The 23,064-nt window shown below is 72.5% G+C and carries 26 protein-coding genes; 15 read left to right on the top strand and 11 right to left on the bottom strand.

The genetic code is table 11. The annotated features are described in order from the left end of the window. Positions 1-627: 627 nt before the first annotated feature. Positions 628-1,122 (bottom strand): hypothetical protein, encoded by a 495-nt coding sequence (locus tag JOD49_RS19875; protein WP_205308691.1) that lies wholly within the window; start codon positions 1,120-1,122, stop codon positions 628-630. Between the two features lie 712 nt (positions 1,123-1,834). On the opposite strand from JOD49_RS19875, the gene JOD49_RS19870 reads away from it, so the two are divergent. From JOD49_RS19870 to JOD49_RS19840, 7 genes are all read left to right on the top strand, one after another. Next, a complete protein-coding gene (locus JOD49_RS19870) occupies positions 1,835-2,410 on the top strand; it encodes an Ltp family lipoprotein (protein WP_239525267.1) in 576 nt (191 codons plus the stop codon). A 355-nt stretch (positions 2,411-2,765) separates the two neighbouring features. Beyond that, positions 2,766-3,602, top strand: coding sequence for an STAS domain-containing protein (locus tag JOD49_RS19865; RefSeq protein ID WP_205308689.1), 837 nt, complete (start codon positions 2,766-2,768; stop codon positions 3,600-3,602). A gap of 8 nt (positions 3,603-3,610) precedes the next feature. Continuing rightward, entirely contained in the window at positions 3,611-4,003 is a 393-nt protein-coding gene (locus tag JOD49_RS19860; protein ID WP_239525266.1) for an STAS domain-containing protein, read from the top strand. Further along, complete coding sequence (locus JOD49_RS19855; protein ID WP_205308687.1) at positions 4,000-4,407, top strand: ATP-binding protein; 408 nt, start codon at positions 4,000-4,002, stop codon at positions 4,405-4,407. Before JOD49_RS19860 ends, JOD49_RS19855 begins: the two co-directional genes overlap by 4 nt. Continuing rightward, positions 4,404-5,441 (top strand): ATP-binding protein, encoded by a 1,038-nt coding sequence (locus tag JOD49_RS19850; protein ID WP_205308686.1) that lies wholly within the window; start codon positions 4,404-4,406, stop codon positions 5,439-5,441. The genes JOD49_RS19855 and JOD49_RS19850 overlap by 4 nt, the downstream gene beginning before the upstream one ends. Positions 5,442-5,443: 2 nt before the next feature. Next, on the top strand, positions 5,444-7,171 hold the full coding sequence (locus JOD49_RS19845) for an ATP-binding protein (protein ID WP_205308685.1): 1,728 nt from the start codon (positions 5,444-5,446) through the stop codon (positions 7,169-7,171). Then, positions 7,168-8,769, top strand: coding sequence for a fused response regulator/phosphatase (locus JOD49_RS19840; protein WP_205308684.1), 1,602 nt, complete (start codon positions 7,168-7,170; stop codon positions 8,767-8,769). Before JOD49_RS19845 ends, JOD49_RS19840 begins: the two co-directional genes overlap by 4 nt. 39 nt (positions 8,770-8,808) lie before the next feature. On the opposite strand, the gene JOD49_RS19835 is transcribed toward JOD49_RS19840, so the two are convergent. The 6 genes from JOD49_RS19835 to JOD49_RS19810 are packed head-to-tail and all read right to left on the bottom strand — an operon-like array spanning position 8,809 to position 11,668. Then, positions 8,809-9,396: a hypothetical protein gene (locus JOD49_RS19835; protein ID WP_205308683.1), complete on the bottom strand. Its 588-nt coding sequence runs from the start codon at positions 9,394-9,396 to the stop codon at positions 8,809-8,811. After that, on the bottom strand, positions 9,393-9,953 hold the full coding sequence (locus tag JOD49_RS19830) for a DUF6286 domain-containing protein (protein ID WP_205308682.1): 561 nt from the start codon (positions 9,951-9,953) through the stop codon (positions 9,393-9,395). Before JOD49_RS19830 ends, JOD49_RS19835 begins: the two co-directional genes overlap by 4 nt. After that, on the bottom strand, positions 9,950-10,399 hold the full coding sequence (locus tag JOD49_RS19825) for an Asp23/Gls24 family envelope stress response protein (protein WP_205308681.1): 450 nt from the start codon (positions 10,397-10,399) through the stop codon (positions 9,950-9,952). The genes JOD49_RS19830 and JOD49_RS19825 overlap by 4 nt, the downstream gene beginning before the upstream one ends. After that, positions 10,392-10,571: a DUF2273 domain-containing protein gene (locus JOD49_RS19820; protein WP_205308680.1), complete on the bottom strand. Its 180-nt coding sequence runs from the start codon at positions 10,569-10,571 to the stop codon at positions 10,392-10,394. Before JOD49_RS19820 ends, JOD49_RS19825 begins: the two co-directional genes overlap by 8 nt. Positions 10,572-10,595: 24 nt before the next feature. Next, the gene (locus JOD49_RS20435) at positions 10,596-11,123 is read right to left on the bottom strand and encodes an Asp23/Gls24 family envelope stress response protein (protein WP_239525265.1); all 528 of its coding nucleotides are present in this window, start codon (positions 11,121-11,123) and stop codon (positions 10,596-10,598) included. Continuing rightward, positions 11,120-11,668, bottom strand: a complete 549-nt coding sequence (locus JOD49_RS19810; protein ID WP_205308679.1) for an Asp23/Gls24 family envelope stress response protein — start codon at positions 11,666-11,668, stop codon at positions 11,120-11,122. Before JOD49_RS19810 ends, JOD49_RS20435 begins: the two co-directional genes overlap by 4 nt. 166 nt (positions 11,669-11,834) lie before the next feature. Here JOD49_RS19810 and JOD49_RS19805 point away from each other — a divergent pair, with 166 nt between their 5' ends. From JOD49_RS19805 to JOD49_RS19780, 6 genes are all read left to right on the top strand, one after another. After that, positions 11,835-12,401 (top strand): RNA polymerase sigma factor, encoded by a 567-nt coding sequence (locus tag JOD49_RS19805; RefSeq protein WP_205308678.1) that lies wholly within the window; start codon positions 11,835-11,837, stop codon positions 12,399-12,401. Beyond that, positions 12,398-12,880 carry a hypothetical protein gene (locus JOD49_RS19800; RefSeq protein WP_205308677.1) on the top strand — a complete coding sequence of 161 codons (483 nt, stop codon included), beginning with the start codon at positions 12,398-12,400 and terminating at the stop codon, positions 12,878-12,880. Before JOD49_RS19805 ends, JOD49_RS19800 begins: the two co-directional genes overlap by 4 nt. Before the next feature lie 245 nt (positions 12,881-13,125). After that, complete coding sequence (locus JOD49_RS19795; protein ID WP_239525264.1) at positions 13,126-13,887, top strand: PAS and ANTAR domain-containing protein; 762 nt, start codon at positions 13,126-13,128, stop codon at positions 13,885-13,887. Between the two features lie 113 nt (positions 13,888-14,000). Then, the gene (locus JOD49_RS19790) at positions 14,001-15,089 is read left to right on the top strand and encodes an acyl-CoA dehydrogenase family protein (RefSeq protein ID WP_239525263.1); all 1,089 of its coding nucleotides are present in this window, start codon (positions 14,001-14,003) and stop codon (positions 15,087-15,089) included. After that, positions 15,083-16,531: a bifunctional PIG-L family deacetylase/class I SAM-dependent methyltransferase gene (locus JOD49_RS19785; protein WP_205308676.1), complete on the top strand. Its 1,449-nt coding sequence runs from the start codon at positions 15,083-15,085 to the stop codon at positions 16,529-16,531. Before JOD49_RS19790 ends, JOD49_RS19785 begins: the two co-directional genes overlap by 7 nt. Beyond that, a complete protein-coding gene (locus JOD49_RS19780; RefSeq protein WP_205308675.1) occupies positions 16,528-17,250 on the top strand; it encodes a glycosyltransferase family 2 protein in 723 nt (240 codons plus the stop codon). The genes JOD49_RS19785 and JOD49_RS19780 overlap by 4 nt, the downstream gene beginning before the upstream one ends. A 144-nt stretch (positions 17,251-17,394) precedes the next feature. Here the strand turns inward: JOD49_RS19780 and JOD49_RS19775 are convergent, their stop codons facing one another. Beyond that, on the bottom strand, positions 17,395-18,354 hold the full coding sequence (locus JOD49_RS19775) for a manganese catalase family protein (RefSeq protein ID WP_205308674.1): 960 nt from the start codon (positions 18,352-18,354) through the stop codon (positions 17,395-17,397). Between the two features lie 81 nt (positions 18,355-18,435). Continuing rightward, complete coding sequence (locus tag JOD49_RS19770) at positions 18,436-19,767, bottom strand: APC family permease (RefSeq protein ID WP_205308673.1); 1,332 nt, start codon at positions 19,765-19,767, stop codon at positions 18,436-18,438. A gap of 90 nt (positions 19,768-19,857) precedes the next feature. Here JOD49_RS19770 and JOD49_RS19765 point away from each other — a divergent pair, with 90 nt between their 5' ends. Continuing rightward, entirely contained in the window at positions 19,858-20,466 is a 609-nt protein-coding gene (locus tag JOD49_RS19765) for a DUF2238 domain-containing protein (RefSeq protein ID WP_205308672.1), read from the top strand. Further along, entirely contained in the window at positions 20,463-21,290 is an 828-nt protein-coding gene (locus JOD49_RS19760) for a glycosyltransferase family 2 protein (protein ID WP_307822664.1), read from the top strand. Before JOD49_RS19765 ends, JOD49_RS19760 begins: the two co-directional genes overlap by 4 nt. Positions 21,291-21,298: 8 nt before the next feature. On the opposite strand, the gene JOD49_RS19755 is transcribed toward JOD49_RS19760, so the two are convergent. Together JOD49_RS19755 and JOD49_RS19750 are read right to left on the bottom strand one after the other, a co-directional pair. Further along, positions 21,299-21,817, bottom strand: a complete 519-nt coding sequence (locus tag JOD49_RS19755; RefSeq protein ID WP_205308671.1) for a hypothetical protein — start codon at positions 21,815-21,817, stop codon at positions 21,299-21,301. Then, positions 21,814-23,040, bottom strand: coding sequence for an alcohol dehydrogenase catalytic domain-containing protein (locus JOD49_RS19750; protein ID WP_205308670.1), 1,227 nt, complete (start codon positions 23,038-23,040; stop codon positions 21,814-21,816). Before JOD49_RS19750 ends, JOD49_RS19755 begins: the two co-directional genes overlap by 4 nt. Positions 23,041-23,064 lie beyond the last annotated feature (24 nt).

Raw genomic sequence — 23,064 nt, 5'->3', positions numbered from 1 at the left:
CAACGCAGCGTGAGCCGCGATCCGGTCCACGCCCTCACCGAGGCGAAGGACATCGACGACGCCCTGTCCAGGCAGCACGGCCAGGCTGGAAACCGCACCCTCGGAGACCTAGCTGCGCCGGGACAGCGATCCCGCTCAACGTCCTCGACGCGATCGCGGAGGACGTGTGGATCGACCTCGCACCCCTCGATCCGATCGGGGGTGACCCTGAGGTGATCTACCGGCCACTGACGCTTGGCCTGGACACGGATCAGCGCGTGGTCTAGGCCGCGCTTCGCGCAAGTGAGCACGGCCCCACGGCTGCCCTCCTGGTCTCCCACGCGGTGGTTGTCATCGCCCCTGCGGGCCTCGACCAGAGGGACGTGGTCCGCGGGACTGCAACGAGGTCCGCGGGGTGTGGTACTGGCAGCATGCGCGCAGCCCGTGCGCCTCGTAGGGCGCTGCGGGATCCCACCAGAGGTCCTGGAGGCGAAGTAGCGAGTGAAGGGGCGCACCGAGCTCCAGGGCCAGGTGCAGGTCGGTGAAGTTGATCGCGAAGACCGCCGACATGGGCCCTCCGGACAGGGTGAGCGGGTGGAGCGTCCACGGTGCCGGGAGAGACGCTCGCGGCAGTTGCCCGGCCCTGAGCTAGGAGTTGCCGCGGGCGCCGTACAGGGCGTTCAACTCATCGGTGCTCACACGGATCGACTCCCGGTAGACGGCGCTGTCCAGCCCGAGGGCCTCGTCGATCCCCCGGTCCTCGAGCTCGATGCTGCCCTTGTCGCCGTAGCGAGCGCCGTCCTGCATCGGGGCAAGAGTGACCTCGATGGTGACGTTCGACGGTTCGGTGCGCGACGTCGTCCATGCTGCGTCGAGAGTGGCGTCGATCGCTGCGACCAGGCCGTCGTCGTCCTCGTCGGTGGTCGTGGGCATCGACAGCCGCACGATGATGTTGTCGACGAAGATGTCCTTGTGGTTGTGCACCACGGCGTCCTCGACCCCGGGCGCCTGCTCGACGATCACGTCACGGATCTCGCGGGCGTTGTCCTCGGTCGTGGAGCACCCGCCCAGGACCACCACCGCGGCGAACGCGAATACGCCGGCACGCGCCAGGCGAGAAGTGCGGGCAACGGTGGGTGGCAAGGCAGTCCTCCAGCTCGAAAGGCGGGCAGCCACGCAAGGAGGCCGAACGAAATGGTGCCACGTGTGAACGAACCGGCGCGCTGAACCCGGTGCTGTCAGGCCACGTCTTGTTGTACCCATGATCGGACAGCTCGAGATTCAGAGAGAACTCTCGGCGGGCGGCAGCCACGTCAACGGCACCCATGGCAGGCTCTGCGTCACCGCGCGTCGCTCTTCATGAGACCACGGCAGTGCCCGACCGTGGCAGCCTGCCCACTGACGGTGCGCCGCATTTCGGCAAGCAATTCGCCGTGGCCAGGTTCGGGGCGTCGCACCTCGCGGACGAGCACGCCGATTTCACCCGCCTTTTCAGCGGACGGCCGTCGTCCGACATATGCCCGGCGCGAACGCCGTGCCAAACTGCTCACCACAGCGACTTGCTTTCTCCATCTGAGGAGTGCTGATGGCACCGCGATACAACTCGCCGCCGAACTGGCCCCCACCCCCTGCGGGCTGGACGCCTCCGCCAGGTTGGATGCCCGACCCGTCGTGGGCACCAGCACCGCAGGGTTGGCAGTTCTGGGTCGACGATCCTGCCAGCGGGTCCACATACGCCTCAGAGCCTTCCTCTGACCTGGCAGGAGACGGCTCGCGGGCTCGCGGACCTGTTGCCGGTGCCACGACGGCAAAGTCCTGGCCAACTCGCTACAAGGTCCTCACCGGGGTCGGGGCGTTGGTCCTGCTCCTTGTCGTCATCGGCGCCTTGAACGGCGGCGGTGAGCAGAATCCGGAGAATCCGGTCGCCGACACCGCCGCCACGCAAGACGTGGCCGACGACGAGAAGGCTGCCGAAGAAGAAGCCGAGCGCCTCGCCCAGGAAGAGGCGGAGGCTGCGGCGCAGGCTGAAGAGGAAAGACTGGCGGAAGAGCAGCGCCTCGCAGAAGAAGCAGCCGCCGCTGAGGCCGCCGCTGCCGAAGCGGCCGCCGCCGCCGAGACAGCGAGGATCGGCTCGGTCGCCCAGCAGAATGCCTACCGGTCGGCGGTGAGCTACCTCGACTACACCGCCTTCTCCCGTTCGGGACTCGGCGGCCAGCTGGCGTTCGAGGGCTTCAGCCCAGCAGACGCCGAGTTCGGAATCGCTCGCCTGGAGGCCGAGGGCGGTGTCGACTGGAATGCGCAAGCCGCTGCGAGCGCGGCGAGCTACCTCGCCTACACGTCCTTCTCCCGTTCGGGACTGATCGACCAGCTCGTGTATGAAGGCTTCACGGTCGAGCAGGCCACGTACGGCGTGAGCACGGTGGGCCTGTAGCACGTCATGGGGCGAGAGCAGGGACCGCGACCGACGTCGCGCCCTGCATCCGCTGCCCGCGGTCTGAGACAGTCTTCGCCGGTGGCTCCCGGCGAGCCCCGGACGGCCCCCGCACGGGACACAGCAGTGGCGAGGATCACGAGGACGGCCCTGGGCTGGGGCGTCCGTACGGTCGACGACGGCACCGTTCTGGCACGTGAGCACACGCCGTCCGCGAAAAACCGTCCGCGTGAAGTGCAGTGCGCGTCCACGGTGTCCGCGGGTGTCGTCATGAGGGGTCGGCCTGCGTACACTAAGCCCTCGTCACTGCCGGGGAACCGTTCAGCAGTGACGCTCTCTTCTGGAAGGAATGTCGATGGCAGACGTCGTCACCGCCCCACCCGAGTCGCTCGCCCAGCTGCTCACCGACCACGCCGAGGCCGTGCGTGGCGAGTGGATCGAGGCTGCCGCCCGGGAGCTCTACGGACGCACCTCACGAGGTGAGCTCGAGCGCGAGCAGGCCGAGATCTTCGACACCCTGGTCGAGGGACTCCGCGCCGGTGGGACCTCGCTGGCCGACGCCGCGTTCGACCAGCTCCGCGGCATCCTCGCGGACGTCTCGGCGACACGCGCGCGCCTGGGGTTCACGCCGCGCGAGACCGCCGTCGGCATCTTCGCGCTCAAGGAGGGGCTGTACCCGCTCGCCTCGTCCGGTGCGGACATCACGACGCTGCTGCGCCTCGTCGACCAGCTCGGTCTCATCACGTTCGAGACCTTCGCGGCAGCCCGCGAGTCGATCATCGCGGAGCAGGCGGAGCAGCTCCTCGAGCTCTCGACGCCGGTCGTGAAGCTCTGGAAGGGGATCGTCGCGGTTCCGCTCGTCGGGACGCTCGACTCCGCCCGCGCTCAGGTCGTCATGGAGAAGCTGCTCAACACGCTGGTCGAGACGGGCAGCGAGCACGCGATCATCGACATCACCGGCGTCCCGGCAGTCGACACCCAGGTCGCGCAGCACCTGCTCAAGACCGTCGTCGCGGCGCGCCTCATGGGCGCCGAGTGCACCATCAGCGGGATCCGGCCCCAGATCGCGCAGACGATCGTGGCGCTCGGCATCGAGTTCGGCGACATCCGCACCCGTGCGACGCTCGCCGACGCCCTCGTCGACGCGCTGCGCTCGGGCCGCGGTGACCGGCAGGGCGGGCTGCCCGCATGACCGACGGCGTGCCCATCCTCAGGATCGGCTCGACGCTGCTCGTCTCGATCCAGATCGATCTCCAGGACGACACCGCGCTCCGTCTCCAGGAGGACCTCGCGGAGCGGATCACCGAGACGGGCGCACGTGGCGTCATCATCGACATCTCCGGCCTGGAGATCGTGGACTCCTTCATCGGACGGATGCTCGCGTCGGTCGCCGGGATCTCGCACGTTCTCGACGCCACGACCGTCGTCGTGGGCATGCGGCCGGCGGTCGCGATCACCATGGTCGAGCTGGGGCTCTCGCTCGGGGACGTCCGCACGGCGCTCGACGTCGAGCGCGCCCTGCTGCTCCTGGCTCCCTCCGAGCGATCCCCGGAGGACGTGCTTCTCGCGGCCGCCGAGCGCGAGGAGAGATGACCTCGACCACGGCAGAGCGCTTGCCGATCAGGACGGACTCCGACGTCGTCAAGGTACGCCAGCTCGTGCGTACCCTGGCGCAGGAGGCGCGCCTCTCGCTGGTCGACCAGACCAAGCTCGTCACTGCGGCGAGCGAGCTCGCCCGCAACACCCTCGTGTACGGCGGAGGTGGCGATGCCGAGGTCGTGCTCGTCACCGACGGCGTCCGGACCGGCGTGCGCGCGGTCTTCTCGGACGAGGGCCCGGGTATCCCGGACCTCGACCTCGCCCTGACGGACGGCTGGACCAGCGGGGGCGGCCTCGGCCTGGGCCTCTCCGGGTCGCGCCGGCTCGTCCAGCACTTCGCGATCGACACCGCCGCAGGCGCGGGTACTCGCGTCGAGATCGCGACCTGGCGCCGATGACCCCCACATCGAGCGGTGTCGACGAGCGGCGCAGCCTCGTCGAGGAGGGCGACTGGTACGCAGTGGACCACCCGTCCGCGGTCGGGCGGGTGCGACGGGCCGCGAGCACGAGCGCCCGACAGCTCGGCCTGAGCGAGGACCGCGCCGCGGAGATCGGCCTCGTCGTCTCCGAGCTGGCCACCAACCAGGAGAGGCATGCCGGATCCGGGGCGATCCTGGTCCGCGTGCGCCGCACCGGTGACCACGCCACGCTCGAGGTCCTCGCCGTCGACTCCGGTCCCGGCATGCGCGACATCAGCGCCGCCATGCGGGACGGCGTCTCCACCGGAGGGACCCTCGGCATCGGTCTGGGCACTCTTCCCCGGCTCGCCACGTCCTGGGACGCCTGGACGGCGCCCGGGCAAGGGACGGTCATCGCCGCGACGTTCGCCGCCCCGGGTGGGGCGAACGGGCTCGCGCAAGCGACGGGCGTGGTGCGCGCGATGACCGGGCAGGACGTGTCGGGTGACGCCTTCGCGGTTCGCCACGACGACGGTGTCCCGAGCCTCATGGTCGCCGACGGCCTGGGGCACGGGCCACTGGCCGCAGCGGCCTCCGGCGCTGCCGTGCGCGCCTTCCTCGACGCGCCTGCGGGGACGCCCGTGGCGCTCTTGCAGCGCGTGCACGGAGCCCTGTCCGGCACGCGTGGGGCCGCCGTCGCGATCTCCCAGGTGAGCGGCGGCGTGCTGCGCCATGCGGGCCTCGGGAACATCTCCGGGACCATCCACGGCGACCGTCAGCGGGGGCTGGTCTCCCACCCCGGGATCGCGGGGGTGCCCGGCCGACCGCTGCGCGAGACGACGTACCCGGTCGACCGTGGCGACGTCGTCGTCCTGCACAGCGACGGACTCACCAACCGCTGGTCCCTCGGGGACTACCCGGGACTGGCGACCCGCTCCCCTCTCGTCGTCTCCGGCGTCCTGCTGCGCGACAACGCCGTGCGGCGCGACGACTCCAGCGTGGCGGTGCTGCCCGTCGCCTGGTCGGATCGCTGACCATGCCACTCCTCGCGACCCATCTCCGGTCCGACGCCGACGTCCTCGCGCTGCGCCGGGCCGGGCGAGAGATCTGCCGCCAGCTCGGGCTGGACACCCAGGACCAGGTGAGGGTGGCGACCGCGCTCTCGGAGATCGGCAGGGCCGCGGTGGCCACCGGGACCGCCGACGTCGTGATCGCCGTGATCCCGGGTGTCCCTCAGGCGACCCTGCGCGCCGAGATCACCCCCGACGTCCCCTTCGTCGTCGACGGTGACTCGTCCGGCGGTGGGGTCCCTGCGGCGCGACGTCTCGTCAAGGGACTCGAGGTGGAGCCGACCGGTGCCCGGGTGGTCCTCACCAAGGTCCTCAGCTCGACGGCCCGCACGGACGAGGCGTCGCTCGCAGCCGTGCGCCGGTCCACCGCGGCGGCGCACGTGGCGGACGCGCTGGACGAGCTGCGGGTGCAGAACTCCGAGCTCGTGCGGACCCTGGAAGAGCTGAACCAGCAGAAGGAGGAGCTCCGGCGCTTCAACGAGGAGCTCGAGGAGACGAACCGCGGCGTGCTCGCGATGTACGACCAGCTCTCGACCGAGCTCGAGGAGACGAACACCGGGGTCGTGGCCCTCTACGCCGAGCTCGACGAGCGTGGTCGTGAGCTCGCGTCAGCCAACGAGGCCAAGACGCGGTTCCTGCGCAACGTGAGCCACGAGCTGCGCTCACCCGTGAACTCGATCCTCGGCCTCACGTCGCTGCTCGCGGACTCGCACCTCGACACCGAGCAGGCGCAGCAGACCGCCTACCTGCGAGAGAGCGCCGGGACGCTGCTCCAGCTCGTCGACGAGCTGCTCGACCTCGCACGGGCCGAGGCAGGGCACGAGGACGTCGAGCCGGCACCGGTCGACGTCGCCCAGCTGCTCCAGGAGCTGCACGGCACGACCCTTCCGTTGCTGCGACCCGGCGTGACGCTGCGGACCACCACCACGCACCAGGCCCCGCTCGTGACGGACCGCCGCCTCGCCACCCGGGTGCTGCGCAACCTCCTGGCGAACGCCGCGAAGTTCACCGACGAGGGGCACATCGAGTTCACGGCGAGCACCGACGGCGACCACGTGCGGTTCGACGTCCAGGACACGGGCCTCGGGATCCCCGAGGAGCAGCTCGACGCGGTGTTCGAGGAGTTCGTGCAGGTACCGAACCGCCTGCAGCCCACAGCACGCGGCACCGGCCTCGGGCTGCCCTACGCACGGCGGACCTCGCAGGCACTGAGCGGGACGATCCGCGCGTCGTCGCGCCTCGGCGCCGGGAGCACCTTCACCGTCCGCCTTCCCTCGCTCTCGCTCGGCGGGGCGCTCCGGGACACCCCGCCCCGCCCCGCCGACCCTCGCGCGAGGGACCTCGGTCACGTGCTCGTCGTCGACGACGACCGGGCGTTCGCGTCCGTCCTCGTCGCCATGCTGGCCGACGACGCGGCTCGGGTCAGCATCGCGCACGACGCGCCGCACGCTCTCGCGCTCCTGCACGACGGCGCAGCGGACCTCGCCCTCCTGGACGTGCGACTACCTGGCATGGACGGACCGACGCTCCGGTCGACGATCCACGACCTCTATCCGGCGACCGCGACGGTCCTCATGTCGAGCACTCCCCCTCCCCTCCTGGAAGATCTCGGAGGCGCGGCTTTCCTCCCCAAGTCGAGCATCTCGCGAGACCACCTCGTCGCGACGTTGCGGCGGGCGAGGGAGACCTCGTGAGCGCGCCCCGCACCGTGCTCGTGGTCGACGACACGGCGGCGCAGCGATACGTCATGTCGAGCTGGCTCCGCCGTGCGGGCTTCGACGTGATCGAGGCCGCGACCGGCAGCGAGGCCCTGGCCCGCACCACCCCGCAGATCGACGCGATGGTCCTCGACGTCAATCTCCCGGACATCTCCGGGCGCGAGGTCTGCAGCACCCTCAAGGCGGACCCCGCGACCGCTCACATCCCCGTCCTGCACGTCTCGGCGACCGCCGTCGACGCGGCGTCCCGGACCGCCGGTCTCGAGGGCGGTGCGGATGCCTACCTGCCCGAGCCTCTCGACCGGGACGAGTTCCTCGCGACGATCAGTGCGCTGTGCCGGCGGCACGACGCTCAGCGCGGGGCCGGACGTACCGCACGTCGTCTCGAGGCGCTCGCGAGCGCCCTGGTGCCCTTGCACGAGGCCCGCTCCTACGAGGCGATCGTGGACCGTACCGCTCGCGGGGCCTGCACCGTCCTCGGGCGGGCCGTCGTCGCGATGGTCGTCGCGGAGACCGGACTCGTGCTGCGCTCGGTCTGTACGACGGACACCTCGCCGCTGGTCCGTGGGCGCGGAACCACCGCCGTGCTCGCCCCGGGCGACGAGAGGACCGCTGTCTTCGCCGCCGACGAGATCCCTGCCCCCTGGCAGCCTCTCCTGCGGGAGGCGGGGATCGACCCGTCGCCGTGGTGGACCCTGTGGCTCGTCGACACCAACGGTGCGCTCGTGGGCGGGCTGGGCGTCCAGGTCGACGAGGCCCGGACGCTCACCGACGAGGAGAGAGCGGTCGCCGGCCGCTTCGCCGACGCTGCGACGGTCGCGCTCTCGAACCTGCGCACGTTCGCCGAGGAGCAACGCATCGCGCTCGCGCTCCAGCGGGCGCTGCTGCCGTCGGGCCTGCACGTGAGCGGCGGCCTGGACGTCGCGGCTCGCTACGAGGCCGCCGACGCCCGTCTCGACGTCGGCGGTGACTTCTACGACGCGTTCGACCTGCCGGACGGCCGGGTGGCCGTCGTCATCGGCGACGTCCAGGGGCACTCGTTGCGCGCTGCGACAGTCATGGCCGAGGTGCGCGTGACCCTTCGCGCCTACCTTCGAGAAGGTCACGACGCGCAGGTCGCCCTCAACCTCCTCAACGAGGCGTTGCGCCAGGACCACACCGAGTACGCGACGGTGTGCGTGTGCGTCGTGGACCCCGTCTCAGGAGCGGTCGAGATCACCGACGCCGGCCACCTCCCCGCGCTCGTCGTCCGCGCCGACGGCACGGTGATACGTGTCAAGGAGGGGTCACGCCTCCTGGGGCTGCCGAACCCGGACAGCCGCCCCGCTCACCATGACGTCCTCGACCACGGCGACCTGCTGGTCCTCGTGACCGACGGGCTCGTGGAGCGCCGCGGCGCGTCGCTGCCCGACGCCCTCGACCGACTCGCCGTGCTCGCCGGGGAGAACGCGGGGGTCGAGCCGACGACGATGTGCGAACGGCTGGTCTCGGGCTTCGACGATCCGGGCCGCGAGGACGACGTGGCCGTGGTCGCGGTCGGACGTCGCGCGCTGCCCGACGGACCTCCCCGCTAGCTCTGCGCCGCGGCCGCACCTGGTCCTTCTGCCGAGCGGCTAGGCGACGCGGGCCGTCCGGGCCGCGCGGCGGCTCGACCGCATCCTGACGGTCGTGCGGGAGCGGAGCCTGTCGTCGGGCAGCACGGTCGCGGCATCGGTGACGACGTCGTCGAGCCGGGTGGCGAGGTCGGGCAGGTCGGTCGCGGGGTCGACGGTGACCAGGAGGCTGAGCACGAGCTCGGCGCCCTCGTCGCGCAGGGTCGCCGTGGCCCTGCGGACCGAGGGGATCTGCTGGGCCGCACGGGCGGTCGCGTCGGCGACGGCGCCCCGGTCGATCCGCAGACGCACGGCGCGGCTGGAGCCGGGCAGGTCCTGCTCGGGCACGGTGCGCGCGGGCAGGTGCGCGAGCATCCACCAGACCGCCACGACCGCGAGCACCAGGGCGACGGCGCCGGTCGCGTAGGGCCACCACGACTGGGAGTCGGCGTCGGTCGCGGCGGACGTGTCGAGCGTCGTGGGGACGCCGTCGACGTACTCCGCCAGGGTGCCCGTGGTCCACAGCAGCGCAGCGACGCCGACGACGACCAGCACGAGGCCGGCCAGGGCGAGCAGCGCACGGTCGAGACGCAGGACGGTGCGGTTCATGGTCGTTGCCCTTCGCTGGGTCGCACCGTCAGGCGCGGCGGTCGTTCGAGCGCCGCGAGCTGGCGGGTGACCTCGTCGCGAACGTCGGAGAGGATGTCCGGGGAGCCCGTCGACCGGACCGTGACCCGCACGGCGCGTCGCGTCACGGACGTGCGGGTGTCGAGGACGCCCGGTACGTCGCGGGCCGTGGCGTTCACCCAGCGGGCGACGTCGGCCGAGCGGAGATGGACGCCGCTGGCCGCCGCGACGCGCTGGGTCGTGCGCGGACGGGGGCGGACCGCCTGCCAGAGCAACCAGAGACCGACCAGGGCGACGAGCACGCCGACCACCCCGACCCACGTCTCGGGTTCGAGCCCGTCCAGGGCGTCCGCGAGGGAGGCGTACCAGCTCGTGCCCTGCCCGCGGGCGGCCACGAACGCGGCCTGCCCGGCGAGGACCGCGACGGCGAGCAGCACGAGCGCCAGGACGAACGCCCACGAGGTCAGGGCGAGACCGGCCCGCGGCGATCTGGCCGGTGCGGGGATCGTCCGGGTGGGGGGTGCTGAGGGTGCGCTCATCGGACTCGTCGCTCCTTGGCCGAACCGCTGGGCCCGACGACGTCGGACGGGTCCACGATGCGCGCGACGGTCGCGCGGATCTCGTCCACGTGCACCCCGGCGAGGCCCCGGAGCTGGTCGGTCACCGCGTCGCAGACCCGGCGGGCGACGTCCGCGGCCGGGGCCGGCCACACCAGGGCGATCTCGAGCACGACGCGGGCCCGGTCGCCGGCGCGTGAGCAGGTGACGTGCGGGTAGGCCCTGCCCAGGGCTCGGCCCACCGTTCCCGCGGTGGCCGCGTCGGGCGCGACACCGGGGACGCCGAGCACGGCCGCGCGAGCGACCTTCTCCACGACCCGGTCGGCGACGCGCAGCACCCCCCGTTCCGGGGCATCGGTCGCCTCGACCGTGGGGCGCGTGGCCCACCCCTCGGCGAGGGGCGGCCGGGTGGTCGACGGGTCAGACATGGCCGCGGCCGCGGAAGGCGGCGCCGAGGTCGATGCGCCCTTCGATCTGGGCCGCGACGACCCATCCGATGCCGCCGAGGACCACGGCGAGGACGAAGCCCCAGAACCCTCCGAGGATCGCGGCGATCGCCAGCAGGATCCCGGTCAGCAGACCGATCGTGGACACAGACATGTGCTCTCCTTGGACGGCGCCCGCTCAGGGCGCGGACGGTGATGAGGGTGGGGACTCGACGTCCTCGACGAACACGCGCACGGGACCGGGGACCAGTCCACGCAGGGCCTCGTGGACGTCACGGGCGACGTCGGGGAGGGGACGGCCGACCGAGACGACGAGGTGCACCTCGGTCTCCTCGGGACGGAGCCGGACCCCCGTCACGGCGCGCCCGGGCAGGTAGGTGGCGACCTCACCGAAGACCCCGGCGTGCAGCCGCACGACGCCCGGCACGGCGAGCACGCGGGCCACGACGCGGTCGGCGAGCTCGTCCTGGTCGCGGTCGGCGGTCACGGTCTGCGCACCGGTCCCGGCCACCGGGCCGGTGGCCGCGGCGGTGGCGTCCACGGCCACCGGGCCGGGCACGGGACCCGGTGCGGAGGGCTCGACGTCGCTCGCTGCCGCGTGCGCGTGCTCGAACGCCTCGGCGACGTCCAGCGGGGTGGGGACGGCATCCTCCTCACCCTGGCCGGTGGGACCGGGGTCGGAGGCCGCGGGTACGGACGTGGTCATCGGACCCGCCCGCCACCGTCCTCGCCCTCACCGCTGTCCGCGGTCTGCGCGCGCCGGCTGGGACGGTCGGGGCTCGGCTCGGCGTCGTCGTCGGGCAGGTGGACGTCGTTGACGTCGATGTTGACCTCGGTGACCTCGAGCCCGGTCATGCGTTCGATCGAGGTGATCACGCTGCGGCGGACCGCCTGGGCGAGGTCGGCGATCGACACCCCGTAGTCCGCGACGAGGTCCAGGTCGACGGCAGCCTGACGCTCCCCGACCTCGACGTGGACGCCCGAGGTGGTGTCGCTGCCGCTGCCCGGGATGTACTCGCGGATGGCGCCGAAGGCCCTGGCCGCTCCCCCGCCCACGGCGTAGACGCCCTGGACGTTGCGGGTCGCGATGCCCGCGATCTTGGCGACGACCTGGTCCGCGATCGTCGTGCTGCCGTGCTCGGAGGCGAGCGCCGAGGTGCGTTCGCCGCTCTCGCGTGGCGACCGTCCGGGCCCGAGGTCCCCGGGACGTGAGGACGTGCCGGAGGTGGTGGGTGTGCTCTGCTCGCTCATCGTTGGCTCCTCGTGCTCGGGACGCCCGGCCCCCGGCCGGGCGATCTGCGACGTTCATGAGTGAGTGCCGCGGCACGGGCCGAACGTCACGGCCCATCCGGTGTGATCTGCGTCACATCAGGGGCTGCGCATGGCGAGTACCGGACCGGGCGCTATCGTCGAACGGGTGGAAGCCGTCGGTGCTGAGGACGACGCGGGGGCAGTCTCCGACCTGTTGCTCGCCCGCCGGGCTGCCCTGCACGACCGGGCCGCGTTCACGACGCTCGTCGACCGGCACGGCCCGGCATTGTACCGGTACGTCCTGCGCATGGTCCAGGACCCGGAGGTCGCAGCGGACTGCCTGCAGGACACCCTGGTGGCGGCGTGGACCGGGTTCGCCGGTTTTCGCGGAGAGTCCGCTCCACGCACCTGGCTCTTCGGGATCGCGACGCGCCAGGCATACCGCCACCGGAGCCGAGCAGCCCACGTCCCCGGCCCCTTGCCCGACGAGCTCGTCGAGACGGCCTCCCACCCGCCCGACCAGGACGCCGTGGACGCCGCCCTCGTCGAAGCCCTCGACATCGCCCTGCTCGGTCTGCCACCGTTGCAGAGGTCGTGCTGGCTGCTGCGTGAGGTCGAAGGACTGCACTACGCCGAGATCGCCGACATCCTCGGCACGACGCACGACGCAGTGCGCGGGATGCTCCACCGGGCCCGCGCCACGCTGGCCGAGACGATGAAGGGGTGGCGATGAACGACGACGCCGTCCTCGACCGCGCGACCCAGGCCCTGCGACGCCACACCGACCACGGGTGGACCCTCGTCCGGGAGAACGCGCTGCTCAAGGCTCTCTCCGCCTTCCGCCCCTCGGCCCCCGTGCGCGGCCGGACCGCCACCGCCGACGGCGTGGTCGACTACGTCGTCGCCGCCGACGTCGTGGTCGCGGCCCTCCGCGAGTCGGTCGTCGCGACGCCGCAGGCCGCGCCCCTGACGATCACCTGCTCGACCGACGCGCACGACCAGCTCACGGCCGTCACGATCGAGATCGTCGCGGCCTTCGACGAGCCCCTCGTCCCGCTCGCGGCGGCCGTCCGCCGCGCGGCAGCCGCACGGCTGCGCTCGGTCCTCGGCGACCTCGCTCCCCCGGCGACGGCCGTGTCCATCGATCTCGCGATCACCGACGTCATGAGCGGCGACCTCTGGCCGACGGCGCGCCCCGACGGCGCGCCCTGACCGGTGCCGTCGGTCGTCGGGGCGCGCTGCCAGACCGCCACGTCGCACGCTGCGACCGTCGCGCTGCGGCCGGAGGGCTGCCCGTGGTCGCACTGCGCAGGTCGCGCTGCGCTCGTCGCACTCCGCAGGTCGCGGTGCGCGGTTCGCGGAGCGCGAAGCGAGCGCACCTTCCACGGGCTCTGGCGCTACGATCCGGTGAGGAGTCTGGAAGCAGTCCGTGGCCTCCCTGCCCCCCAGGAGTTGAGATGACGACCTCGTACAACCTTGATCGCCCTCTTGATGCGGACCTCATGGAGGTCCTTCTCACCGGCACCCCCCAGCCCGTCGGTCAGTTCGTCCTGACGGTCCGCTCGGGTGAGTGGTGGTGGTCGGACGGCCTCTACGAGATGCACGGCTTCAAGCCGGGCGAGGTGGTGCCGACCACCGAGCTGATGCTCGCGCACAAGCATCCTGACGATCGAGCCCGGGTCCAGGCCCTGCTCGCGGATGCCTGCCTCTCCGGCGAGCCGTTCGCGTGCGTGCACCGGATCATCGACGCGAACGGTCACACCCGGACGCTCGGCGTCGTCGGCCGGGGCCGCAAGGAGCCTGGGTCGGACCAGGTCACACAGGTCTCGGGGTACTTCGTGGACCTCACGATCACCCAGCGCGAGCTGTCGCAGCGCGAGGCGAGCGCCGCCATCCAGGCGTCCGCGAAGAGCCGCGCCGTGATCGAGCAGGCCAAGGGTGCGGTGATGACGGTCTACGGCCTGTCCGAGAACGAGGCGTTCGACCTCCTGCGCCACCACTCGAGCGTGACCAACGAGTCGATCCGCCACCTCGCGCGACGCCTCATGCACAACCTCGCCGAAGGCTCGGCGCTCGCTGCTCCCACGGCCGACGACCTCGACCTGTTCTTCGAGGCCACCCCCGCGGCGGCAGGCGATCTCGGTGCGGGCGACCCGCCGGCGAGCTCACGGACCGAGCGTGCCGCTGCCACGTCCCCGAACCTGGCCGCGTTCTCCTGACCTCAGCGGGTCACGGACGCAGGAGCACCTCCACCGGTCGGTGCCCGCCACGTGCGAGGCCGCCGGGCCGCACCTAGCCTACGGGGAACCCCCCGAACGGACAGGAGGCCGCCTTGACCGGTCCACGCCCCACAGATTCCACCACGCCCCGCACCGTCGAGCTCGATCCCGCGCGACGGGACGACGGGCGCCGTCGCCGTCTGGACGCCTCGATCGCCCGTGTCCCCTCGATGCGGGGCGACGTCGTCGCGGCCCTCGGCTGGGCTGCGGAGATCGGGCAGTCCGCGCCCCACCCAGGGTCCGGCGGCACCCTCGAGCTGTGGGAGCTGCTCGCCTCGACCGCCGCCACCGACGTCGGTGTGGCGCGCGTGCTCGAGCCGCACCTCGACGCGTTGTCGATCCTCGCCCAGGCTCCCGACGTGGTGGACCTGTCGCGGATCGGCGCCGACGGGACGAGCACCTGGGGGGTGTTCGCGGCCGAGGGCCCGGACACCCGTCTGGAAGCGCACGAGAGCGAGGACGGGTGGCGGTTGACCGGGGTCAAGCCGTGGTGCTCGCTCGCGGCGACCCTCTCGCACGCGCTCGTGACCGCCTGGACCGAGGCCGGTCGCCGCTTGTTCGCCGTCGACCTCCGCTCGCCCGGCGTCGTGCCCGACGACGGCCCGTGGGTCGCCCGGGGCTTCCCGGAGATCGTCAGTGCGCCCGTGCGGTTCAGCGGGGCCGTCGCCGTCCCGGTCGGCGGCGCCGGGTGGTATCTCGACCGCACGGGTTTCGCCTGGGGCGGCATCGGCGTCGCGGCCTGCTGGTGGGGCGGGGCGGTCGGGCTCGCGCGCGACCTGTTCGCCTCGACGCGCCGTCGGGAGCCGGACCAGCTCGCCCTGGCCCACCTGGGCGCTCTGGACGTCGCCCTCGCGGGAGCCCGGACGCTGCTCGTCGAGGCGAGCCGGACCGTCGACGGGGCACGGGGAGAAGACGTCCCACCAGGAGTCCTGGCCCGCAGGGTGCGGGGATCGGTCGCGCGCGCCGTGGAGGAGGTCGTGGAGCGGTGCTCCCACGCGCTGGGTCCCGGGCCGATGACGGCCGACGAGACCTACGCCCGTCGGCTCGCCGACCTCCAGCTCTACGTCCGTCAGCACCACGCCGAGCGGGACGACGCCGCGCTGGGCCGCGACCTCGTGGCCCGCGGGAGCGCACCGTGGTGACGTTCGACCACCGCGCCCCGGGGACCACCGAGGAGGTCTGGCGGGACAGCGGCCTGCTCGACCGGTTGCCGCCGCTGGACCTTCCCGAGAACGTGTCCCACCTCGTCGTGCTCGCTGCGCACCCCGACGACGAGTCGTTGGGCGCTGGTGGCCTCCTGGCCCGGCTCTCGGGCCAGGGGACCCCGGTCACGGTCGTGGTCGCGACCGATGGCGAGGCGTCGCACCCCGGCTCCCCCACGTGCTCCCCGACCGAGCTCGCGGCCGTGCGCCGCAAGGAGCTCGTGGAAGCGGTCGATCTGGTCGCTCCTGGTGCCGCGCTGGTCTTCCTCGGGCTGCCCGACGGCGGGTTGCGTGAGCACCGTACGTCGTTGCACCAGGGTCTGACCGGTGCCCTGACCCTGGCCGGCGCGGCGGGCTCCACCCGCGATCCGGTCGCACCGGGACAGGCGCTCCTGTGCGCGCCCTGGCGGGGCGACGGCCACCGTGACCATCGCATCGCGGGCGAGGTGGCGGCCGTCGTGGCCGTCGCACAGGGTGCACGGCTGCTGGAGTATCCGGTCTGGTGGTGGCACTGGGCGACCCCCGACGCCCCGGTGGGCAGCGACTCGATGAGGGCACTGGCCCTCTCGCCAGGGGAACGCGCCGGCAAGGCGCGGGCTGTCGCCGCGCACCGGTCGCAGGTCGAGCCGCTGTCCGGGGACCCTCGGGACGCCGCGACCATCGGGGCGGAGATGCTGCGGCACGTCGAACGGGCCGTCGAGGTGTTCGTCGAGTCGCCGGGCGTGGCGCCCGCCGATCACACCGCCTCAGCCGGGACCGCCGCCACGACCGGGCCGACCGCCCCCGCGAGCCTGCCCCCTGAGTTCTTCGACGAGTTCTACCGGGACCGTCGCGACCCGTGGGGCTTCGAGACCCGCTGGTACGAGGAGCGCAAGCGCGCCGTGACGCTCGCGGCGCTGCCGCGCCCGCGCTTCCGCGCCGGCCTCGAGATCGGGTGCTCGACGGGTGTCCTGACCGCGGGTCTCGCCGCGCGGTGCGATCGGACGGTGGCGGTGGACGTCGCTGAGGCTGCGCTCGCGTCCGCCCGCGAGCGCCTCGGCGACTCGGTCGAGCTCCTCCTCCTCCGGACTCCCGCCGAGTGGCCGCCGGGACGCTTCGACCTCGTGGTGCTCTCCGAGGTCGGGTACTACTACGGCACGAGCGACCTGGAGGTCGCGATCTCCCGCGCCGTCGAGTCGCTCACGCAGGACGGCGTCCTCGTCGCGTGCCACTGGCGCCATCCCGTCCCCGAGTACCCGCTCGGGGGGGACGACGTGCACGCGGCGCTCGGGGCCCGCCCCGAGCTCGTGCGCCTGGTCCACCACCTCGAGGAGGACTTCGTCCTGGACGTCTTCACCCGGCCGCCCGCACGGTCGGTCGCCAGGGAGGCGGGGCTCGCATGAGCGCACCCGACCGTGTGACGCGACTGGCCGTCGTCGTCCCCGTGAACGACGAGGAGGCACTGCTGCCGCGCTGCCTGGAGGCTCTCGAGGTCGCCGTGGCGAACGTGCGGGCCGAGCGCCCCGCGCTCCGGGTCGCTGTCGTGGTCGTCCTGGACGACTGCCGTGACGGCTCGGCGGCGATCCTCCGGTCCTCGCCGTTCGCCGTGATCGAGGTGGGCCACCGCCGGGTGGGCGCAGCCCGCGCCGCAGGGGTCGCCGCGGCGACGGACCTGCTCGGTCGCGGCAGTCCGGCGCGGCTCTGGATCGCGAGCACGGACGCCGACTCGGCGGTCCCCCCGCAGTGGCTCACCCACCAGCTCGCGCTCGCCGAGGACGGTGCGGACCTGGTCGTCGGCACGGTCCGGCCGGACTTCGACGACCTCTCACCCGCACAGCAGGCGGCCTGGGTCGCGACGCACCCCGGGGGGCGCGCGAACGGTCACGTGCACGGCGCGAACCTCGGGGTCCGCGGCGACGTCTACCGCGCGGCAGGGGGGTTCCCGGGCTTGGCCGAGCACGAGGACGTCGGCCTGGTGGCGCGCGCCCGCGCCGCGGGCGCGCGCGTCGTGGCGTCGGACGGTGGTCGGGTCCTCACCTCGGGGCGCCCGACGGGTCGGACCCCGGGCGGGTACGCGCGGCACCTGCGGGAGGACCTGGTCCGCGACGCGCAGGTCGGCTGAGGGAACGGCCCGTCCCGACGGCGCCTCCCGGGCCGGCGCGTCGCGCGCGCCGTCGCGACGTGCCCGGACGGGACGAGGCCCCTCTGCCCAGGATGGTGGGCAGAGGGGCCTCGTGGTCGGTCGCGGGTGCTCCGCCGGGAGGCGTCACGCCGTGCTGGTCGGTGCGAACAGCGGGTCGGCGGCGTCGGCCATCTCGAGGTCGGCGGTGGCCTGGATGAGGGCCAGCAGGTCGGGGTCGAGTCCTGGGGAGAACTCCTCGAAACGTTCGCGGGCGATGGTCGAGGGGACACCGGCCGGTGCCTGCTCGGTGCCGTCGAGCTCGGTCCCGTCGTTCGAGGGCGACATGCCCTGGAAGATGCGCCCGGCCTCCGAGGCTCCCTCGAGGTCGAACGTGTACTGCTTGGACTGCAGGCCCAGGTCGACGAGCTTCTTGACCTCGGGGAACTTCTCGGCGTTCGTCCTGGGGATCGGCAGGACCTTGCCCCAGTCCACGCCCAGGGTCTCCAGAGCCTTGGCGTACGCGTTCTCGTGGGCCTGGTCACGCACGATCAGGTAGGAGATGGTCGACCGCGCGGTCTTGTTGTCGGTCATCTCGTAGATCCGACACTTCTGCAGCCGCCCCGTGGACTCGAGCATCAGGTTGTACAGCAGGTCCAGGACCAGGTTCCCCGAGTTGTAGACGTAGCTGCCGCTCCACGGGTTGCCCGCCGCGTCCACGGGCAGGGCCCCCTGGGCCGCGACCAGGTAGTGGTGGATGTTCCCCACCCCCAGCGCCAGGTCGAGCGGCGTCTTGCCGCCCGCGCCCGGGGTGTCCAGCGGGTCGGTCTTCCTCCCGTTGTACCGGGGCGAACCGTCGAGCAGACGGGCGATGGTCGTACCGATCAGCTCGACGTGGCTGATCTCCTCGGTCCCGATCCCTTGCAGCAGGTCCCGGTACGGCTTGCCCGTGGGGCCACGGAAGTTGATGCTCTGGAAGAGGTACTGCATCATCGTGCGCATCTCCCCGAACTGCCCTCCCAACCCTTCCTGGAGCGCGTTCGCCGCCGCAGGGTCCGGCTCGTCGGCCACGATGTCGTTGATCAGTCGCTGCACGTGCAGATACATCTCGTGCCTCCTCGGTGAAACCGATGTGGCCCTCCACCGTGCGCGCCTCCCGGCCCACTGGCATCTGGGCGGCCCGACCGGTCAGTCGTCGACCCGGGAGGTCGCGCCCGTGCGACGACCGGCGAGACGCGTGAGGAGGTAGAGCACGACGCCCACCAGGACCAGGGCGCCCGCCCGGAGCCACGTCTCCGGTGCCTGCTGGGTCAGGAGCAGGACGCAGCTCGCGGCCCCGAGCACGGGCACGATCGTCGCGACGCGGAAGTGGTCCTCCGGCACGGTGTCCTTGCGCAGGACCAGGACCGCGACGTTGGTGCTGATGAACACCACGAGGAGCAGGAGCACCACGGTCTCCGCGAGTGCGCCGAGGTCGCCCGTGAAGACCAGCCCCATCGCGACGAGCGTCGTCGCGACGATCGCGACCCACGGGGTGCGGCGACCGGGCAGGACCCGGGCCAGCCCGGCGGGCAGCAGGCCCTGTCGCGCCATGCCGTAGGTGAGCCGGCTCGCCATGATCATGGTGAGCAGGGCGCCGTTCGCGACCGCGACGAGGGCCACGACCGCGAAGACCCGCTCCGGCACGACGTCGGCGACCTTGACGACCTCGAGCAGCGGTCCCGTCGACCCGGCGAGCTGCTCGGGGGGCGCCACCGCGACGGCTGCGACGCCGACCGCGACGTAGACGGCCCCGGCGGTGATCAACGCGCCGAACAGCGCACGCGGGTAGACCCGCCGGACGTCCTTGACCTCCTCTGCCAGGTTGGCCGAGGTCTCGAAGCCGACGAACGAGTAGTACGCGATGAGCGACGCCGAGAGGACCGCGAGCGCCGGCGTCGTGCCCTCGGTGAACTCGAGGGCCCTGCCCGGCTCCGCATCGCCCCGGGTGAGGACGACGGCCGCGAGCACCACGATCAGCACCAGCCCGGAGAGCTCGATCGCGGTCATGGCCACGTTGGCCCGCAGGGACTCCTGGATGCCGCGTGCGTTGAGGGCCGCGACGAGGAGCAGGAAGACGAGCGCCACCGGCACGACGGGGAGGTCCACGAACGAGCCGAAGTAGTCGCCGGCGAAGGCGAGGGACAGACCGGCGGCGCTCGTGACGCCCGCCGCGAGCATGCAGAATCCCACGAGGAACGACACGATCGGTACCTTGAAGGCGCGTTCGGCGAACACCGCGGCGCCCCCTGCGGCCGGGTACTTCGTGACCAGCTCGGCGTAGGAGCCCGCGGTCAGGAGCGACAGCCCGAGAGCCACGAGCAACGGCAGCCAGACGGCGCCCCCCACCTTCCCGGCCATCTCCCCGACGAGCGCGTAGACACCCGCACCAAGAACGTCGCCCAGGATGAAGACGTAGAGCAGTCGGCCCCCGACCGTGCGGCTGAGGGGCGAGGTCGCGGTGGTGGTCGTGGCAGGCATCCGGGCAGACTCGCACGGGTGTGCGCGACTCGCGACCTCTCGTGCCCCGGCCGCTGAGCGGGACTCCGTCGAGGTCGTTAGGTTTGCTCGATGACCACCGGCGAGATCGAGCGACACTCCACGGTGTCCACCGCGGTGGGAGACGTCGTGCGCGTCCTCGCAGGTATCGCGATCCCGGTGGGCACCCTTCTCTACGGGCCCGTGGCGACCGCCCTGCTCGCTCTCGTCCTGCTGGGAGCGGTGATCCCCCGGGCCGTCGGTCTCACGGGGCCGCTCGACCCCCTCGTGGGCCTCGTCCTGAGCGCCGCTGCCTGGATCGCCCTGCTCGACCTCTATGCCCGGCTCGCGTGGCTCGACCTCGCCGTGCACCTGGTGGCGACCGCCGTGCTCACGGTCCTGGCGTACGCGGTCCTCGTCTTCCTGGGGGCGCTTCCCTCGCCCGGCCCCCTGCTCGACGGCCTGGGCGGCCGCCCCACGCGCTCGGTCATGGACGGCCTGGCACGCCCTCGGCTGGGCGGCGTCGTCACGGCGACGGCGCTCGGGGTGCTGCTCGCGCTGCTGTGGGAGGTCGGCGAGTGGGCAGGAGCCACGTTCGTGGATCCCTCGATCGACGTGGGGTACCTCGACACGCTGGGGGACCTCGTGGCGGGTGGCGTCGGGGCCCTCCTGGCAGGTCTGGCCCTGGTGAGGCGCTCGTGAGCGCCACGACGCCGAGAGACGCGGCGGCGTTGACCGTCGTCATCCCCGTCAAGGACGACGCCCGGCACCTGGAGCGTTGCCTCGCGGCCATCTCCCGGCAGAGCCTCCCACCCCACGAGGTGGTGGTCGTCGACAACGCCTCGTCGGACGACAGCGCCGCCGTGGCGCGACGGGCCGGGGCACGGGTGCTCGACGAGCCCTCGCCCGGCATCCCGGCGGCCGCCTCGACCGGGTACGACGCCGTGGCGGCCGGCATCATCGTGCGTTGCGACGCGGACACCGTGCCCCCGGAGGACTGGCTGCGGCGGGTGCACGAGGCGTTCGCCGGCGACCCCGGTCTGACGGCGCTCACCGGCACCGGACACTTCTACGACCTCCCCGCAGTGCGTGGGCGCATCGCCCGGCTCGTGTACATGCGCTGCTACTACTGGGGCATGCACGCCGCGACGGGGAACGTCCCTCTGTGGGGATCCACCATGGCGATACGCGTCGACGCCTGGCAGGAGGTCAGGCTCCTCGTGCACCGCCACGACCCGCACGTCCACGACGACACCGACCTGAGCTTCCAGCTCGGGAGCGCCGCCCGCGTGCGCTACGACCCCCGGCTGGTCGTCGGGGTCTCGGGACGCACGTTCGAGTCCCGGCAGGCCCTGGCCCGACGGTTCCGGTGGGCCTGGCACACCCTCGCCGTGAACTGGGCGATCAGCCCGCCGTGGGAGAGATGGGCCGCGCGGATCGTCGCCCGCCGCGCCGGGGCGCCGCGCGTCGGAGCAGGATCGTCGGACGAGCCGACGCGCGGACGGCCGCCCACCACGGAGCCTTGAGCCGCCGGCTAGCCGACCGCGTCCGGTGACCGCCGCCGGAAGACCTTCGCGTGCAGGACGTCGAGCAGGTCGGAGAGCACGCGGACCTGCTGGTCCGCCTGGGTGACGAGGTCGCCGAGGTCCACGACCTGCTCAGCAGCGAGCCCCAGGTCAGGACCCTGCGCGAGGAGCGTCTGCCATCCGCTCTTCTTCCCCGTGACCGCACCGCGGAGCAGCTCGACCTCGAGGAGCGCGCTCAGCGGCGACGTCCTGCGCACGTGCCCGTTGAGCTTGAGACGTCCGACCCGCTCGGCGACGGACGCGCCCACCACCTTGTAGGTGCGCACCGGGATCTCGAGGCGACGCAGGCAGTCGAGCAACCACTCCCGTTCCTGCCCGAGCTGGGGCACGAGGGGCGCGATCGCCGTGCCCACCACGGTGCCCCCGTACACCTTCGCCATGCGCTGGACCCGCTGCACCCCGACGGTCGCGCCGGCCACGTGGTCGTTGAGGTAGATCGCGAGGAGGTGGGTGTCGATCGCCGTCATCGTGAGGACTCCTTCTCGAGGGCCGACGCCGTGCGCACCGTGGGGTCGAGGACGACCTTGATGCACCCGTCCTCCTTCTTCTGGAACAGGTCGTACCCCCGGGGTGCGTCCTCGAGCGCGAGGCGATGGGTGCGCAGGTCGAGGACGCCCAGCGGGTCGGCGGGGTCGGAGACGAGGGGCAGGAGGTCGTCGATCCAGCGGCGGACGTTGGCCTGTCCCATGCGCAGCGTGACCTGCCGGTCGAAGAGGTCCATCATCGGCAACGGGTCCTTCGCTCCGCCGTACACGCCAGAGATCGAGATCGTCCCCCCGCGCCGGACGAGCGAGATCGCGGTGAGGAGCGCGGCCAGGCGGTCGACGCCCACCTTCTCGTTGATCGCGCCGGCCACGGCGTCGGGCAGGATCCCCGCCGCCTTCTGGAACATGGACGCACCCGGCGAACCGTGCGCCTCCATCCCGACGGCGTCGATCACCCCGTCGGCGCCCCGACCGTCCGTGAGGTCCCGGACCGCGCCCACGACGTCGTCGACGACCGACAGGTCGACGACATCGATGCCGTGCCGCCTGGCCATCTCCAGGCGCTCGGGCACGAGGTCGAGCCCGACGACCTTCCCCGCCCCGCGGTGCCTCGCGACGCGAGCGGCCATCTGACCGATCGGGCCGAGCCCGACGACGACCACGGTCCCGCCGGGCGGCACCGCCGCGTACTCGACGGCCTGCCACGCGGTCGGCAGCACGTCGGACAGGTAGAGGAATCGTTCGTCCGGGCCGCCGGCCGGCACGACGACGGGGCCGTAGTGCGCCTGCGGCACCCGCAGGTACTCGGCCTGACCGCCCGGGACCTGGCCGTAGAGCTTCGTGTAGCCGAAGAGCGCCGCACCCTTGTCCTGCGACCTGACCTGCGTCGTCTCGCACTGCGACTGCAGTCCGTGGGTGCACATCCAGCACGTCCCGCACGCGATGCCGAAGGGCACGACGACGCGGTCGCCGACCTTGAGCCGGGTCGCGTGCGCACCGACCTCCTCGACGACGCCCATGGTCTCGTGCCCGAGCACGTCGCCCGGGTCCAGGTACATCCCCAGCACCGAGTACAGGTGCAGGTCGGAGCCGCAGATCGCGGTCGACGTGACCCGCACGATCGCATCGGTGGGCTCCTCGATCCGGGGGTCTGGGACGTCCTCGACCGAGACCTTCTCTCGTCCCTGCCACGTCAGTGCTCGCATGCGCTCGGTCCTCTCGTGCGTCGT

Source organism: Oerskovia jenensis (genome assembly GCF_016907235.1).
GTDB lineage: Bacteria > Actinomycetota > Actinomycetes > Actinomycetales > Cellulomonadaceae > Oerskovia > Oerskovia jenensis.
This window is presented reverse-complemented; position numbering and strand designations above follow the sequence as displayed.

Bases quoted from the DNA above. Each gene is read 5' to 3' on its own strand.
- JOD49_RS19855 (WP_205308687.1), top strand. From the start codon at position 4,000: ATGACCTCGACCACGGCAGAGCGCTTGCCGATCAGGACGGACTCCGAC.
- JOD49_RS19750 (WP_205308670.1), bottom strand. From the start codon at position 23,040: ATGCGAGCACTGACGTGGCAGGGACGAGAGAAGGTCTCGGTCGAGGAC.
- JOD49_RS19770 (WP_205308673.1), bottom strand. From the start codon at position 19,767: ATGCCTGCCACGACCACCACCGCGACCTCGCCCCTCAGCCGCACGGTC.
- JOD49_RS19755 (WP_205308671.1), bottom strand. From the start codon at position 21,817: ATGACGGCGATCGACACCCACCTCCTCGCGATCTACCTCAACGACCAC.
- JOD49_RS19820 (WP_205308680.1), bottom strand. From the start codon at position 10,571: ATGTCTGTGTCCACGATCGGTCTGCTGACCGGGATCCTGCTGGCGATC.
- JOD49_RS19780 (WP_205308675.1), top strand. From the start codon at position 16,528: ATGAGCGCACCCGACCGTGTGACGCGACTGGCCGTCGTCGTCCCCGTG.
- JOD49_RS19845 (WP_205308685.1), top strand. From the start codon at position 5,444: ATGCCACTCCTCGCGACCCATCTCCGGTCCGACGCCGACGTCCTCGCG.
- JOD49_RS19835 (WP_205308683.1), bottom strand. From the start codon at position 9,396: ATGAACCGCACCGTCCTGCGTCTCGACCGTGCGCTGCTCGCCCTGGCC.
- JOD49_RS19775 (WP_205308674.1), bottom strand. From the start codon at position 18,354: ATGTATCTGCACGTGCAGCGACTGATCAACGACATCGTGGCCGACGAG.
- JOD49_RS20435 (WP_239525265.1), bottom strand. From the start codon at position 11,123: ATGACCACGTCCGTACCCGCGGCCTCCGACCCCGGTCCCACCGGCCAG.
- JOD49_RS19810 (WP_205308679.1), bottom strand. From the start codon at position 11,668: ATGAGCGAGCAGAGCACACCCACCACCTCCGGCACGTCCTCACGTCCC.
- JOD49_RS19850 (WP_205308686.1), top strand. From the start codon at position 4,404: ATGACCCCCACATCGAGCGGTGTCGACGAGCGGCGCAGCCTCGTCGAG.
- JOD49_RS19830 (WP_205308682.1), bottom strand. From the start codon at position 9,953: ATGAGCGCACCCTCAGCACCCCCCACCCGGACGATCCCCGCACCGGCC.
- JOD49_RS19765 (WP_205308672.1), top strand. From the start codon at position 19,858: ATGACCACCGGCGAGATCGAGCGACACTCCACGGTGTCCACCGCGGTG.
- JOD49_RS19800 (WP_205308677.1), top strand. From the start codon at position 12,398: ATGAACGACGACGCCGTCCTCGACCGCGCGACCCAGGCCCTGCGACGC.
- JOD49_RS19865 (WP_205308689.1), top strand. From the start codon at position 2,766: ATGGCAGACGTCGTCACCGCCCCACCCGAGTCGCTCGCCCAGCTGCTC.
- JOD49_RS19825 (WP_205308681.1), bottom strand. From the start codon at position 10,399: ATGTCTGACCCGTCGACCACCCGGCCGCCCCTCGCCGAGGGGTGGGCC.
- JOD49_RS19795 (WP_239525264.1), top strand. From the start codon at position 13,126: ATGACGACCTCGTACAACCTTGATCGCCCTCTTGATGCGGACCTCATG.